This is a genomic window from Shewanella sp. HL-SH4 (genome assembly GCF_051164845.1).
Taxonomy (GTDB): Bacteria; Pseudomonadota; Gammaproteobacteria; order Enterobacterales; family Shewanellaceae; genus Shewanella; species Shewanella glacialimarina.
This window is the reverse complement of sequence record NZ_CP195037.1, coordinates 2,269,229-2,284,878: the sequence shown is the minus strand read 5'-3', so window position 1 is coordinate 2,284,878 and position 15,650 is coordinate 2,269,229. Positions and strand designations below refer to the sequence as shown.

Annotated in this window: 11 protein-coding genes; 7 read left to right on the top strand and 4 right to left on the bottom strand. The window is 41.3% G+C overall.

Annotated features, from left to right (window positions below; translation table 11 throughout):
• Window positions 1–155: 155 nt before the first annotated feature.
• On the bottom strand, window positions 156–2,519 hold the full coding sequence (locus ACRWQL_RS10985) for a Tex family protein (protein WP_434949952.1): 2,364 nt from the start codon (window positions 2,517–2,519) through the stop codon (window positions 156–158).
• 203 nt (window positions 2,520–2,722) lie between these two features.
• On the opposite strand from ACRWQL_RS10985, the gene ACRWQL_RS10980 reads away from it, so the two are divergent.
• Window positions 2,723–5,743: a bacteriohemerythrin gene (locus ACRWQL_RS10980; protein ID WP_434949950.1), complete on the top strand. Its 3,021-nt coding sequence runs from the start codon at window positions 2,723–2,725 to the stop codon at window positions 5,741–5,743.
• A gap of 53 nt (window positions 5,744–5,796) precedes the next feature.
• On the opposite strand, the gene ACRWQL_RS10975 is transcribed toward ACRWQL_RS10980, so the two are convergent.
• Window positions 5,797–6,369: a cytochrome b/b6 domain-containing protein gene (locus tag ACRWQL_RS10975; protein ID WP_434930947.1), complete on the bottom strand. Its 573-nt coding sequence runs from the start codon at window positions 6,367–6,369 to the stop codon at window positions 5,797–5,799.
• Window positions 6,370–6,650: 281 nt separating this feature from the next.
• Here ACRWQL_RS10975 and ACRWQL_RS10970 point away from each other — a divergent pair, with 281 nt between their 5' ends.
• Window positions 6,651–7,931, top strand: a complete 1,281-nt coding sequence (locus tag ACRWQL_RS10970) for a sensor histidine kinase (RefSeq protein ID WP_434949948.1) — start codon at window positions 6,651–6,653, stop codon at window positions 7,929–7,931.
• The gene (locus ACRWQL_RS10965) at window positions 7,924–8,454 is read left to right on the top strand and encodes a response regulator transcription factor (protein WP_434949946.1); all 531 of its coding nucleotides are present in this window, start codon (window positions 7,924–7,926) and stop codon (window positions 8,452–8,454) included. Before ACRWQL_RS10970 ends, ACRWQL_RS10965 begins: the two co-directional genes overlap by 8 nt.
• A 122-nt stretch (window positions 8,455–8,576) precedes the next feature.
• Here ACRWQL_RS10965 and ACRWQL_RS10960 read toward each other — a convergent pair whose 3' ends face one another.
• Complete coding sequence (locus ACRWQL_RS10960) at window positions 8,577–10,625, bottom strand: TonB-dependent receptor plug domain-containing protein (RefSeq protein ID WP_434949944.1); 2,049 nt, start codon at window positions 10,623–10,625, stop codon at window positions 8,577–8,579.
• A gap of 158 nt (window positions 10,626–10,783) precedes the next feature.
• Window positions 10,784–11,263, bottom strand: coding sequence for a transcription elongation factor GreB (gene greB / locus ACRWQL_RS10955; protein WP_434949942.1), 480 nt, complete (start codon window positions 11,261–11,263; stop codon window positions 10,784–10,786).
• Window positions 11,264–11,621: 358 nt separating this feature from the next.
• On the opposite strand from greB, the gene ACRWQL_RS10950 reads away from it, so the two are divergent.
• From ACRWQL_RS10950 to envZ, 4 genes are all read left to right on the top strand, one after another.
• The gene (locus ACRWQL_RS10950; RefSeq protein WP_434949940.1) at window positions 11,622–12,374 is read left to right on the top strand and encodes a putative porin; all 753 of its coding nucleotides are present in this window, start codon (window positions 11,622–11,624) and stop codon (window positions 12,372–12,374) included.
• 119 nt (window positions 12,375–12,493) lie between these two features.
• Complete coding sequence (locus ACRWQL_RS10945) at window positions 12,494–13,234, top strand: hypothetical protein (RefSeq protein ID WP_434949938.1); 741 nt, start codon at window positions 12,494–12,496, stop codon at window positions 13,232–13,234.
• A gap of 245 nt (window positions 13,235–13,479) precedes the next feature.
• Entirely contained in the window at window positions 13,480–14,205 is a 726-nt protein-coding gene (ompR, locus tag ACRWQL_RS10940) for an osmolarity response regulator transcription factor OmpR (protein ID WP_434927506.1), read from the top strand.
• Window positions 14,206–14,208: 3 nt separating this feature from the next.
• Window positions 14,209–15,543 (top strand): two-component system sensor histidine kinase EnvZ, encoded by a 1,335-nt coding sequence (envZ, locus tag ACRWQL_RS10935; protein ID WP_434949937.1) that lies wholly within the window; start codon window positions 14,209–14,211, stop codon window positions 15,541–15,543.
• The last annotated feature ends 107 nt before the right edge of the window (window positions 15,544–15,650 follow it).

The following is a 15,650-nucleotide window of genomic DNA, read 5'->3' as shown; positions in this document are numbered from 1 at the left end:
TTAATTACCTAAATACATCATCCACAACCAAACTTAAGAAGCGCTTAAGAGATACTGAATGTTCACTTGCCCAGTGAAACTTCAGTTTATAACAGGCACAAAAACAAAAAAGCGCTTAAAAATAAGCGCTTTTTAGGTAAAATATTGCAGTAAAATTACTTTTTCATTTTAGCCAATGCATCCGCAAACGCATTACCCATAGCGGCATTAGCCGGCGCTTTAGCTTTTGGCGGTGTAACATTTCTACCAGCATGCGCAGGTTTTTGGCCTTTATTATGAGCAGGTTTACCCTTGCCAGGCTGACCCGTAAATTGTGGCTTGCCGTCTGTATTAGCCGGTTGCGGTATTTCATCAAGGCGCATGCTTAAGCTGACTCGGCGACGCTCAATATCCACTTCCATCACTTTAACTTTAACCACGTCACCCGCTTTCACTATGGTATGCGGATCGCTAACAAACTTGTCAGTTAATGAAGAAATATGCACTAAGCCATCCTGATGAACACCCACATCAACAAAGGCACCAAAGTTAGTCACATTGGTCACCACGCCTTCAAGGATCATCTCAACCTTAAGATCTTTAAGCTCTTCTACGCCATCTTTAAAATTAGCGGTTTTAAACTCACCACGCGGATCTCGCCCGGGTTTATCTAACTCAGCCAAAATATCGGTAATGGTCGGTAAACCAAATGATTCAGTGACAAACAGCTCAGCTTTCACGCCTTTTAATAACTCGCCATTACCAATCAATTGGGCAACATCATGCTTCGACGCGGCGGCAATAGACTCAACAATTGAATACGCTTCAGGATGCACAGCTGAACCATCAAGTGGATTATCACCATTGCGAATGCGTAAAAATCCTGCGGCTTGCTCATAAGCTTTCGGCCCCAAACGCGCCACTTTCAATAATTGCTTACGGTTAGTGAATTGGCCATGCTCATCACGGTAATCAACCACGTTTTTCGCTAAGGTTTTATTCAGCCCAGCCACTTGTGCCAATAACGGCGCAGAGGCCATGTTTAAATCAACACCCACACTGTTCACACAGTCTTCAACCACAGCTTCAAGCGATTGCGATAACTGACTTTGGCTAACATCATGTTGATATTGCCCTACACCAATGGCTTTAGGTTCAATTTTAACTAGCTCGGCTAATGGGTCTTGTAAACGACGCGCAATTGACACTGCGCCCCGAATAGACACATCTAAATCTGGAAATTCATTGGCGGCGAATTCGGAAGCCGAGTAAATAGAAGCACCCGCTTCACTGACCATAACTTTAGTTAGAGTAGGACGGCTTTCTTTTACCGCCGCAATTAACTCACCTGCCAGCTTGTCGGTTTCACGCGAGCCAGTGCCATTACCTATCGCGATAATGTCCACTTTATGCATACCAACCAGATTGGATAATGTCTTTATTGATTTGTCCCACAGATTTTGTGGCGCATGCGGGAAAACCGTTGTATGGGCAACTAACTTGCCGGTGTTATCAACAATAGCAACCTTCACACCGGTACGAATACCAGGGTCTAGCCCCATAGTCGCTTTTGCGCCCGCAGGCGAAGCCATAAGCAAATCACCCAAGTTGCGGGCAAAGACTTTAATCGCTTCTTCTTCGGCGCTTTCACGCATTTTAGTAATAAATTCAGTTTCCATTTGTAACGCAATTTTAATGCGCCACGTCGAGGTAACAACGGTTTTTAACCATTGATCGACACTTGAATCGGTGAGTTTAAGCTTGAAATGGTCGGCAATAATTACTTCACAGTAACTGCCTTGTTTGGCTTCAGTATCAGGGTCGGCATTCATGCTTAAACTTAAAATACCTTCATTGCGGCCACGAAGCATAGCTAAGGCGCGATGTGATGGCACTTTAGTGATTCTTTCACTTTGTTCAAAGTAATCGCGGAACTTAGCGCCTTCTTTTTCTTTGCCTTTAACCACTTTGCTTTCAAACACAGCCTGTTGGGCTAAATGGTTACGAATTTTAAGGACCAGATCAGCATCTTCGGCAAAGCGTTCCATCAAAATAAAACGTGCGCCATCCAACACGGCTTTCGCATCTGCAAAACCGGCTTCAGAGTTAATAAATTCGACGGCTTTAGCGTCAGCATCTGCGCTGCGATCGGCAAGCAATATATCGACCAACGGCTCTATGCCAGCTTCAATGGCTATTTGCCCTTTAGTGCGGCGCTTAGGTTTGTACGGCAAATATAAATCTTCAAGACGGGTCTTACTGTCGGCTTCATCGATTGCGTACTTTAACGCTGGGGTTAACTTACCCTGTGCGTTGATGCTAGACAAAATCACCTGACGTCGATCGCTCATCTCGGTTAGATACCCTAAACGGGAGTAAAGCTGCCGTAACTGAGTATCATCTAATCCGCCGGTAGCTTCTTTACGGTAACGAGCAATAAAGGGCACTGTTGCACCATCATTAAGCAAGGCAATAGTGGCGTCGACCTGTTGTTGGCGAACATTCAATTCTTGGGCAATTATTTGGGCAATATTATGCATAGCAGATGTTTATAGGCTTAAATTTTAAAATTGCCTCACCATACCACAAACCGCATAAAATTAGATATTGAACATGATTTTTACTTTACGAAACCGTAGAAATTGATCACAACAATTGTCAGGAAAATTAAAATTCATCCACAAGTGTAAAATGTACAACTATACTGATTACTTAGAGATACCAGAATTTAATTGGTGGCATAGTGACTGAATCGATAGATATTTTTCCATGGAATGAAAATTTTTGCACAGGATTAGCAAAAATCGATGAACAGCATAAAAAATTAGTCATCATTTTAAATCGCCTGGCGAATCAGGCGGTATTTGGTACCTCAGTGATAGATATGAATGCCGTATTCCAAGAGCTAATTAATTACACTGTTTACCACTTTAAAACTGAAGAAGATATCTGGCATCAATACTTGCCCAATCATCAACTCAGTACAAACCACAAATTAGGCCATGATGATTTTGTTCAGCAGGTCATTACCCTGCAAACTCAACTCACTACAACGCCATCTGATGCTTTACTCGAGCAAATGATATCTTTCCTCACCCAATGGTTAGCATCCCATATTTTAGAAAGTGATCGCTACATGGCAATCCTAGTCATGATGCTGCAACAGGGAGTACCTTTAAAAGAGGCTAAAGCCCATTCACAACAGCAAATGCAGGGGTCAACTCGACGCCTTATCAATGTGATTTTGTCCAGCTATGCTAATTTATCAACTAACACCTTGCACCTGATGCGTAAAACAAGACTGAACCATGACATTCAGCAACAGTTGGTTAATAGCGAAAAACGCTTTGAAGAAGCAATGTACTATGCTCAGGTTGGCTACTGGGATTTAGTCGATTTACAATCACCGTTGCAGTGGTCTGATCAAATGTATAGCTTATTTGGGTTATCAAAAGATCAACAACCTTGTTTAGCAATGCTTTGTCAGTTGATCCCCGTTAAATATCATCACACTTTAATTGAGTCAATAACGTCCTGTTATAACACGGGCATCGAACATCACATTCAATACCCTATTACTCGCCCCTGTGATGGAACAACTCGATGGATAGAATGCCGTGGTAAACGTATCGCAAGTCCTGATGGTAAATCACATACAATATCGGGGTTTTCCCAAGACATTACCGCATTTAAAAACGCAGAGATAAAGCTGATCGAGCAGCAGCAACAATTGCAATTTATTAATGACAATTCGCCTTTTTATATTGCCAGATGCAACAAACAGCAAGAGTTTATTTATGCGACACAATCTTATGCAGCCTTGTTTGGCCTAAAGCCTGATGACATTGTGGGTCAGCCGGTGAAAAGCATCTTTGGGGAAATAATTTACCAAGAAATTAGTCAACATATTGATAAGGTGCTGTCAGGAGTTTCTGTGACCTATGACTTATGCTTGTTTACACAGGAATTATTAGTTCAGTACGTCCCCGAGTTTGATCAACAACAGCAAGTGGTCGGTTACATCACAGGCATATCTGATATTACTGAGCGTAAACAGTTGGAACAAAAACTTCGTTTAGCGGCCAAGGTATTCGAGTCGAATGAAGGAATTTTCATTACCGATACTAATCGAGCAATTTTACAAGTAAACAAGGCCTTTAGCACGATTACTGGCTATCCAGAAGAAGAGCTAATAGGCAAGCAACCTAACTTATTTAATGCTGCGCTGTACGATGACAATTTTCATAATGAGATTTGGAATAAGGTTGTTGAAACCGATAATTGGGAGGGTGAGATATGGCATAACCATAAAAATGGCTCTACCTTTCCAGCTTATTTATTTATCGATGCAGTCCGCAATGAGAATCAATGTATTACAAATTACGTTATCACTATCAATGACATGACTATACGTAAAAATAATGAACAAAAAATTCAACAGTTAGCCTTTTACGACCCACTGACTGAACTACCCAATCGGCGCCTATTACTGGATAGATTAAATCGAGTGATTATTTCCAATAAACGACTCCATAAAAATAATGCAGTACTGTTTTTAGACATCGACCATTTTAAAATGCTTAATGACACCCACGGTCATGATGTAGGTGATCTATTGCTCACATTAATTGCTACCAGATTAAGTGACTGCATACGAAAAGAAGATACCCTGGCCAGAATAGGCGGTGATGAATTTGTCATTATATTAGAAGGGCTTGATGAAGAAGATATTATTGCGGCATCAAAAACAACCACTATTTGCACCACTATTTTGACCAGAATGAATGACGTATTTCAGCTCAACGACATTCACTATAATTGCACTACCAGCATTGGTGTGGTGTTGTTTAAGGATCACTTAACCACCACTTCAGAAGTGATGAAGCAAGCTGACATTGCCATGTACCAAGCTAAGCTAGCGGGTAGAAATACAGTGCGTTTTTTTGACCCCAAAATGCAAGAAGCAATTAGTAAGCGTGCAGCATTAGAAGCTGAACTGCACCAGGCGGTAACACAACACCAATTCAAACTTTTCTATCAACTACAAGTAAACCAAAATCAGCAACCTGTGGGTGTAGAAGCATTAATACGCTGGCAACATCCAACTAAAGGCATTGTTGGCCCCGTAGAATTTATTCCCTACGCCGAAGAATCTGGATTAATTTTACCAATAGGCCAATGGGTATTAGAAACCGCTTGTGCACAGCTAAAACAATGGCAACAACAATGTGATACTAAGCATTTAACCATTGCCGTGAATGTCAGTTCCAAGCAATTCCGTCAAAAAAACTTTGTCGATACTGTAATTAAAATGATTAACCATTACGACATTGATGTGACTAAACTAAAGATGGAATTAACCGAGTCACTATTACTCGATGATATCGACAATACCATCATTCAAATGAATGCCTTAGGCAGACTGGGGATCCTGTTTTCATTAGACGACTTCGGTACAGGTTACTCATCTTTACAGTATTTAAAGAAGCTACCCTTGTCACAATTAAAAATTGATAGGTCATTTGTTGATGACTTATTAACCGATCAAAGCGACCAATCAATTGTGAAAACCATCATCTCCATGGCTGACAGCTTAGGATTTTCAGTCATTGCAGAAGGGGTTGAAACCATCGAACAAAAACGCTATTTGCTCGATATAGGATGCTCTCATTTTCAAGGTTATCTGTTCAGTAAACCTATGCCCATTCGCGAAATTGAACAACTAATCAGTAATATACAGGAATGTGATTTAGTCTTGTCATAAATTCGCTTAGCCTAACCATTAAAGTAAACCGTTAGGCTAGGCTAATAATAAACTTAAGACTTACCCCCAATCATTTTCGATACTATGCCTTTGTCATGTCCAGCTTCAGCAAACACAATACCGGCTAAGTGAAGCACAATAAACGGGATGAAGTACCACAAGGCTAATTTATGCACAGTTTCGGCTAATTCTTCAATCGACTCAGGGCCAAATTTAAGTAATAAACCCGTTATCATCGAAGCGCTCACCCCAAGATAAAATAACCAATAAACCCATGCTTGCATTTTTTGTTGCATGCTTGCCAACGGATTAAAGGGCGATAAATAATGCAAGCCACATTTTGCCATATAAATAAAGCGTGCCGATAAGAACACCCCAACGGCATACCCAAAGTAAATATGCCACTGGAACATTTCACCGCGGATCATCTTGGCAATACTCACCGCTTGCTTACTATCAATAGTCACTGAAATTTTGGCTAAGCCCTGCTGAATAATCGCCGCCATATGATTTTTTTCCATCCAACCCAAGCGCAAAAATATTGTCAGCAACATCACCAGCATAGCAAAAGCTAAGCCCCAATGGATTAATCGGTGAACCAGCGGAAACTCATGTGATGTTTTCATAATTAACCTCGAAGTAATATAAATAAGCCTAAAAACTGATGATTAAATATCAGTGAGCGATAATTTTTAATTATTGTGATAACCGAAACTTAAGTAACGCTTATGAAATTGGTATAAGTTCATTAAACCGTAAAATAATATTATGATGTGAGACGCACCCAGCATATTTATCTATTAGGTCTGTTGATCTTTGCTGGTTGAATTTTGTTCGAGTTAAAAACGTTTTTATCTGCCCAATAAGTGAGTGCATTTTTATCACTAGGCTTAAAAGGATTGTATTTTTGCCAACACCTCAACGACAAAGCTGGCTGAGCAATAGCCATCACACCCACCTCAGATTAGTATACTTACTGCTCAAAATAGGGTTAACCTTTTTTGCCGCTGATTTGTTTGGCTTATCGTCGCCGCCGAGCATGATTTATCTGTTGATCACAGTGGAAGCTATTTATGTTGGTTTAAGCTTCTTTTTCAAAAAATATTACCTGCATAATACCTTATTGATATTTGCATCACTCATAATAGACTCACTATTACTGGCCGCCTGGTTATACCTTACTGGCGGCGCAACCAACGCCTTTATCTCATTGTTATTATTACCCATTGCCGTAGCTGCTGTGGCATTACCTCAATGGGCGCCCTGGGTATTAACATTACTCTCTACCGCCAGTTACAGCTTGATGATTTTTGTTATGCCAGAACACGATATGGGCGATCATACAATGGATATGCGTTCACACTTTTTGGGCATGTGGTTTAACTTTTTAATATCAGCATTAATTGTGACCACCAGCATTGCCTTTATCGCCCGTAAAATTCGACAAAAAGAAGCAGAACTGGGCATTTTACGAGAGGCTCAATTACGCCAAGAAAAGTTATTAGCACTAGGTACTGCGTCGGCACAAATGGCTCACCAACTTGCCACACCATTAGCCAGTTTGCGCTTATTAGTCGATGAACTGCACGAAGGTGAGTCCATGTTCCATATTCTGCCCGATATTGAACATGCTTTAGGCCGCTGTGAATTAACCTTAACGGATTTACGCACCGCAACTCAGTCAATACGAGACAATCAACAATCCCATATTGCCCTAACTTCACTATTAGAAATATTAACCCAACAAGTATTGTTATTAATGCCTGAAGTGACCTTAACCACTAAAGTGAATATCGACACAAATGCGATAATCAATATGGATACCAGCCTGTTACCCGCTTTAATGTCATTAATTGATAATGCAGCCAGAGCCAGCAAAGAAAATAACGCTGATTACCAAGTCGAGCTATCAGTGTTAATCGACAACCAACAGTGTCACTTAAACATTCGCGATTTCGGCGCAGGAATTTCCGCCGACTTGATAGCCCAAATAGGGCAAAACATCATTCGCGACGCAAAAGGAATGGGGGTGGCTTTATTACTCAGTCACGCAAGCTTAGAAAAACTGGGCGGAAGTTTAACCTTGCACCATCATCCACAGGGCGGCACATTGGCACAGGTACGCTTACCCATAGCACCAAGTTTAGCGATAACGCCAGATTTGTTGCAGGCAGAAACCTATGCATAAATTGCTGATTATTGAAGATGACACAACGCTGGCTAACATTCTTCATCGGCGTATGACACAGCACGGCTTTGAATGCGTCGTAGCCCATGACGCTAGCCAAGGCTTGTTATTGGCGAGGCTACATTTACCTAGCCATATTCTGCTCGACATGAAACTTGAGCACAGCAATAGCCTTAACTTAGTCAATCCTTTACGCCAGTTATTACCTAAATCGACGATCGTGTTTCTTACCGGGTATGCCAGTATTGCCACCGCAGTAGAAGCGATCCGTTTAGGCGCTGACAACTATTTATCTAAACCGGTAGACACCCAAACATTATTAAAAGCCCTTGCTAAACAACAGTATGAAATTGACCAAAATCCCATAGTGGACCAACCCATTAACCCCAAACGTTTAGAGTGGGAACACATTCAACAAGTGCTGAACGCTAATAATGGTAATGTGTCGCAAACAGCAAGACAATTAGGCATGCATAGGCGCACATTACAGCGAAAACTGTTAAAAAAACCTGTAACTCAGTAAGTTAGGTTAAAGCCCAATAAAAGCAGTAAAAAAATACCCACTTTCATTCTTGGCAGAGATGCGAAAGTGGGTCGTCATCGACAAAGTGTGGTACTCAACCAAACGAGTGAAATGATTAAGTATTAAAAGCGATATTCCCCCGCTAACCATGCTTGCATACCCAGCCCAGGCATACGCTCACCCGGTGAAATTTCACTTGCCATAACCCGGTTATATCCCGCCAAATGGTCTTGATATTCAATATCAAAAACATTATTGACGCCGGCTTTTATTAACCAAGACTGAGCTTCATATCCCATTAGCATATTCACCACCGCATAACCTGACGTGCGCTGTTCTAATTGGCTTTGGGACACTTTATTTTGTGCCGCTACCGCTAAGGTTTCTAATCTTGCAAACCAGGAATGTGATTCGTAGTTTAATCCGACATTAATATTGGCTGGGGCAATACGATATAAATTATCGTCAATATCGCGACGTTCACCCGCAACATAACTGGCTACCATATCGATTGAAAAAAGTGAGTTAAACGCATACGCAGCGTTGATATCCATTCCCATTAAATCTGCATCGACATTGGCAAACTGCATAGGCTGATTATCACCCACCATAGCTCCTGCCATTATCACTGTAGAACTGGTTGCGCTTACACCTTGTATATAATCATCAATACTATGGTAAAAAATACGCGGAAGAATAGATAAACCTTCACAGCGATACTCACTACCCAGTTCAATTTGATAAGCGGTTTCAAGGTCTAAATCGATTTGTCCTACGTAGGTTTTACCATCAGCTAAACCACCGGTAGACTGCATAGGTACCCACAAATACCGTTGCTGATAAGAGGCGCTAGATTGCTTGCGAGCCAGCCCTACAATCCAAGACAGCTCATTATTGACTTCATATCTTGCATCCACCACAGCATCAAAGCCGGTTTGCGATTGGCTTTTATCGGCTTGATTAAACTGCGTCATCAGCATATTAATAGCGGGCATATTGGCTGCCATTGAATGATGTACGTCACCCGCATTCGCTTGATATTGTTTAACACGCGCACCAAGGCTAACTTGCCAATGGTTGATTTTCTGGTCCCACTGGGCAAAAGCACTGTAGCGATTATCTTCTACATCATTAAAGTTATCGACACTGAACATAGCCTGGGTAGGATTAGTAATCACAGAGTCATGGTTGGCCATTTGTACATCCACACCTAGCTGCCAATTATCTTTACTTAATGCTACTGCACCATCAAAACTTGTCGAATCAGCATTGTTATAACGCGCGCCCATGGTTGGCATTAACTTACGTTGACTAAAATTGTCCATCCCATGGCGCGCATCGGAATAGGCTAAGTGCCAATCAAGTTGCCAGTCGGCTAATTGCTGTAAACCTTCAACATTAACACGATCTGTGCGAATAAAATCAATATCCATGGGTAATGCTGGCGTGCCCGCATCGGTTGTTTCAAGATGTTGATAACCCACACCAATAAACGCGTCCTGGCTGGCAGAGTCACTTAAATTAAACTTGTATTGGCCACCCAACATTTGTTTTTTATAATCAGTGGGGTGAATACGCTTGCCGCTAGCTGTTTTAACATCTTCATTGCCATTTAATGCATCAGCATAAACCAATAAAGCATGGTCTTTATTCGCCAAATTAGCTTTTGCCCCTAAGTAACCACGTTGCCCATTATCTTGATACTGGCCGGCAGCTTTACCATTCACCACATCAAACTCGGCGCTAGACTCTACAACGTTAACTGTGCCGCCCAAGGTATCAATACCGCTAGCAACAGGCGCGATACCTCGATATAGATCTACCCGTTCAGTCATAATCAAGCTGGCATAACTTAAAGGCGTATCCATAGCATTAGGACCTGCTCCTGCCAGCTTAGCGCCATTAATTTGAGTATTAACTCTGTCCCCAGACAAACCCCGGTATTGCACAATTCCCGTTAACGGGCCATTACCATTAATAGATGCCCCGGGTAACACCTTAAATAAATCGCTTACATCAATTTTGGCGGCTAATGCCTTGTCTGAAGCAGAAGCAACAGCGTAATTATCAATATGCTCAATGGTGATAATTTCCATTTGATCAGCAAAAGATTGACCGTTAAAGAGCCCAGACAAAACTGCAGCGGTTAATATTGAAAACTTTACATTCATGTTGTTGTTTTTGTAGATAAGTTGTAGTGCAATTGTGCCTGCGACAATAGGGGGAGACAAAAGCTAAAGCGGAAACTGCGACAAGGTGTCGCAGTCTAGAGTTCTATTTATCAAACTTTACGATAAGAAGGCGAGAAAATAATGTTTTTCAAATGAGCTTATTCAGCTTGTCGATAAAATATCTTATTAATATACCAGCACTTATCACCATCAGGTGTGCTGACTATCGCTTCATCATCAACTTCTTTTTTTAACAAGGCGCGTGCCATAGGCGAATCTATTGAGATATAATTTTTGCGGCCAAAAATTTCATCATAACCGACCACCCGCAGTGTCAGTTGTTGGCCATCATCGTTTTCAATCTCTACCCAAGCACCAAAAAACACCTTGCCTTCTTGCTCAGGGGAATAGTCGACAACTTTAAGGTTTTCAATCGCTTTACGTAAATATCTTACTCGCCAATCAATTTCACGTAGCCGCTTTTTGTTGTACTGATAATCCGCATTTTCACTTCTATCGCCCAAGCTAGCGGCCCAAGCCACTTTTTTGGTAATTTCTGGTCGCTCTTCACGCCACAAAAAATGCAGTTCTTGCTTTAGTTTGTCAAACCCTTCACGGGTCACAATCGCCGTTCTCATAATAATTTTATAATCACAGTTAGAGGATAAAAAATTCAATAGCGCAATATATCACGATTAGCTCAATGCAGCGGAATAGCACATAAAACTAATTACAAAGTAGAATGCCAACAGTAAAACCCATTCTATTTAGTGGATTGACATTTATAAAAAGTCTAAGTTTTTTATTGATTTATAAGTTTCATTTTATTTTTAACCTCATTTGCTTTATGGTTTGCGCCGCTAGGAAAGCACACTTCACAAACATGATGTTTTGGAAGAAAAATATAGTGGATTAAACATCTTGTATGTTCAGTCTATCTCCCCCCGACCTTGCTTGAATTACCTAGCGAAAAATAATCAAATAAAGGAATGATTGATGAAAAATGTTACTGCTCTAGCGTTATTATTAGGTTTTGTAGGCTTACCTGCTGTAGCTGCACAAGATGCTGCGTTTCAACACGAAGCGGGCTTAAGCTATAACGCTAACTCTGAAGAATTTGGCGACGGTATTTGGAATGCAAAATATCGCTACTATGTTAGCCCTGTTGACCAAGCAAACGGCCCTTATGCACTTAACGGCTTTTTAGCGCAAAAATCTAACGTTGGCGCTAACTATTCTATATTTGACGCTGCGGATGTGGACACTTTAGGTTTTGATGGTACTTATGTGTTTGATTCAAAATGGTTCGTTGGTGGTCAATTCCAACGTGTAGAATTTGGCAATAATAGTGGCAGTGTTTACAAACTGGATGGGGGTTATTTTTTCAATGATAGCTCAAAAGTAGCCGCTTTTTATATTGATGGCAGTGATGACTTTGAATCACAGTTCGGTGCTGAAGTGCGTAGCTTTATTGATTTTGAAACAACAACCGGTATCGACCTAGGTGCATCTTGGACTCACACAGATGCTGATGACTTAATCAATATCAATGCAGATTGGTATGTGACTAAAGCCTGGTCTGTGGGTTTAGGTTATGCGGATGTTGGCTCTGATGATGCTTTTATGGTTAAAACCGCATACTGGTTACGCATGTCAGATGCATTCTCTGCTACATTTGATTTATCAAAAGATCTTGATTCTGATGCTGATGGTTATAATGTAGGTGTGGGTGTTGTAGGCCGCTTCTAACTCACCTTAAATCATACTTTATGAATACCTAAAATTGAGTCTCTTTATGAGGCTCTTTTTTTATGTGCCATTTTATCAACTATACTTAACCTTCTATTTGTACACATAAAGGGAATTATATGTACTCAATGCTAAAAGACTTATTTGATAAATATCGACCTAAACCGCTATTTACACTTGTCATTATGTTGCCTATATCAATGTGTTTTACTGTCGGTTTCGCCTACAGTAATAACCTACTAACGAGCGCTCTAACGAACAGAGATCTACCTAACAGCGCCCTACCAAGTAGTATTCTACCCAATAATGACCTGCCAATAACAGGCGACTGGCTTTATCAATCAGCAAACCAAATGGCATTGCTGCACATTAATCCTGATACCAGTTATAGCCACATTTTTATTAACCTTGATGAACCAAATAGCAGCTTTCACCACTGGGGACGTATCAAGCAACAGACTGATGCACTGCAGTTTATTCCCAGTGAGCTGGTATTTTACCGACAACAATCGTTACAAGCTCAGTTTGTAGCGGCACAATCTTTAGTCACGCAGCCTGCAGAATTACCAGAAATAACCAAAACCGACTTGATCACTCACGACCTTGTAACCCAACCGATACATTACTCACTGTCCGCAGCAAATGCCCTACTCACGTTATCCTCTGAGTATGGTGATGTGGATATTCTCGGTCAGCAATACCAAGCACTTGAGCGCCATCACACCTTTGGATATTGGCCTGATAAATTGGCGGTTGATATCAGCTATTGTGTAATTTTTGCTAACGGCTATTACGCCCAAGTTTACAGCAGTTCAGATCAAGCTATTAGCGCTGAGTTTGTGTGGGGAAGATTATTTTAAACATAAGCATTTAATACAATTTGCATACCTAGCTTACAAAGCCTTGTTAATCATCTACAAAATGGGATTTGTTACAATTTTAACACTTTTATTGATATTAATTAAAAACCAATAAAATCAATAGCATTTAATAACAAATAGTTATAAAAATGCGACTTCAAGCTAAAGTTACTTTTAAGACACTATTAGCCAGACGGTAAACTGGTTATATTAACTAAAAATGCTAAAGGTAAAGGGACATTTTCATGGGCCAAGAAACATCTAAAATTCTCGTTGTTGATGACGATATGCGACTGCGTTCGTTGTTAGAGCGTTATTTAATGGAGCAAGGCTACCAGGTACGCAGCGCTGCCAATGCAGAGCAAATGAATAGACTACTTGAGCGTGAAAACTTTCACTTACTCGTATTAGATTTAATGTTACCTGGTGAAGATGGCTTATCTATTTGTCGCCGCTTGCGTCAGCAAGAAAACCCGATCCCGATTGTGATGCTTACCGCAAAAGGCGATGAAGTCGATCGCATTATTGGCCTAGAACTAGGCGCCGATGATTACTTACCTAAACCATTTAATCCCCGTGAATTACTTGCCCGCATTAAAGCGGTAATGCGCCGACAAATTACTGATGTACCCGGCGCCCCTGCACAGCAAGAAGAAATGATTGAGTTTGGTGAGTTTTCACTGAATTTAGCCACCCGCGAAATGTTCCATGGTGATGAAAGCATTGCGCTCACTAGTGGCGAATTTGCGGTATTAAAAGTATTGGTTTCCCACCCTCGTGAGCCACTATCGCGCGACAAACTCATGAATTTAGCCCGTGGACGGGATTATTCTGCCCTAGAGCGTTCAATTGATGTGCAAGTATCGCGTTTACGCCGATTAATAGAGAAAGATGCTGCCAACCCACGTTATATTCAAACGGTATGGGGTTTAGGCTATGTGTTTGTGCCTGACGGTTCGGCGCGTAAGTAAACCGTGCCAGAACCTGCCAAATTAGTCTTAAAGTGGTGGCAACGCCTCTTACCTCGTAACGCCTTTAGTCAAACCGTGGTATTGATTGGTAGCTTGCTGCTGATCAATCAACTGGTGTCTTACTGGTCAGTTGCTGTGTACTTTATTAAACCCAGTTATGAGCAAATTAACCAGCTTATTGCTAGGCAAATCAATATTCTATTTGTTGATGGTGTTGACGTTGGTCGTGAACACCTGTCTATGGTTGACGCGCTTAATGCTAAAGTTCGTCACGATGGCATGACAGTCTACAACCTAAAACAAGCCCGTAAAGCAGGTTTAGACAATGCCGCTTACTATGGTTTTTTATCTGAGCAAATGTCAGGCTATTTAGGCGGTGAAGCAGAAGTGCGCTTTTCTCAAGGCGAGACGTTAAATGTTTGGATCCGCCCACCGCAAGCGCCTAAATTGTGGATAAAAGTGCCGCTGACTAGCATTAACGAATCTGACTTATCGCCACTGACATTATATTTGCTGGTTATCGGAGCACTCAGTGTCGCTGGCGGTTGGCTGTTTGCTCGCAAACAAAACAAACCCTTAAAACGATTACAAAAGGCCGCTTTTGCGGTATCAAAAGGCCAATTCCCCGACCCTTTACCCTTAAGTGGTTCAACGGAAATCGTTGAAGTGACCCATGCGTTTAATCAAATGGCGCACAGCATGAAACAACTAGAACAAGACCGCGCCCTACTGATGGCCGGAATATCTCACGATTTACGCACTCCTTTAACCAGGATTCGCCTTGCATCAGAAATGATGGTGGAAGATGACCAATATTTAAAAGACGGCATTGTCGGTGATATAGAAGACATGGACGCCATCATCACCCAATTTATTGCTTATATCCGCAATGATGAAGATGTTGCTCGTGAATTGTTTCAAGTTAATCAGCTAATTCAAGAGATAAGCCAACAGGAAAGTCATCGAAACGGTGTACTAGAAACCAGCTTAAGCGAATGTCCAGAAATTCTTATTCACCCCGTAGCGATTAAGCGGGTACTGAGTAACCTGGTAGAAAATGCCTTTAGATACGGTAATGGCTGGGTAAAAATATCATCCTTCCAACAAGGTCGGTTTGTCGGGTTTTCAGTAGAAGATGACGGCCCAGGTATTGATGAAGCTACAGCAGAAACACTTTTCCAGCCTTTCACCCAAGGTGACAGTGCCCGTGGTAGCGTAGGTTCAGGCTTAGGCCTGGCAATCATTAAGCGTATTATCGACCGCCATAACGGTAAAGTGAGCTTAGCAAATCGTGCTAATGGTGGATTAATTGCCCGGGTTTTATTACCCAAAACATGATCAAAAGCTAACACTTAAGTACTGCTTAATCCCTCCTTTTTATAAGGATATGTGCCCTCAAGATGTTAATCTTAGGCAGCACATTAGGTTTACATTAAAAAGGTTAT

Bases quoted from the DNA above. Each gene is read 5' to 3' on its own strand.
- ACRWQL_RS10965 (WP_434949946.1), top strand. From the start codon at position 7,924: ATGCATAAATTGCTGATTATTGAAGATGACACAACGCTGGCTAACATT.
- ACRWQL_RS10960 (WP_434949944.1), bottom strand. From the start codon at position 10,625: ATGAATGTAAAGTTTTCAATATTAACCGCTGCAGTTTTGTCTGGGCTC.
- greB (WP_434949942.1), bottom strand. From the start codon at position 11,263: ATGAGAACGGCGATTGTGACCCGTGAAGGGTTTGACAAACTAAAGCAA.
- ACRWQL_RS10945 (WP_434949938.1), top strand. From the start codon at position 12,494: ATGTACTCAATGCTAAAAGACTTATTTGATAAATATCGACCTAAACCG.
- ACRWQL_RS10985 (WP_434949952.1), bottom strand. From the start codon at position 2,519: ATGCATAATATTGCCCAAATAATTGCCCAAGAATTGAATGTTCGCCAA.
- ACRWQL_RS10950 (WP_434949940.1), top strand. From the start codon at position 11,622: ATGAAAAATGTTACTGCTCTAGCGTTATTATTAGGTTTTGTAGGCTTA.
- ompR (WP_434927506.1), top strand. From the start codon at position 13,480: ATGGGCCAAGAAACATCTAAAATTCTCGTTGTTGATGACGATATGCGA.
- ACRWQL_RS10975 (WP_434930947.1), bottom strand. From the start codon at position 6,369: ATGAAAACATCACATGAGTTTCCGCTGGTTCACCGATTAATCCATTGG.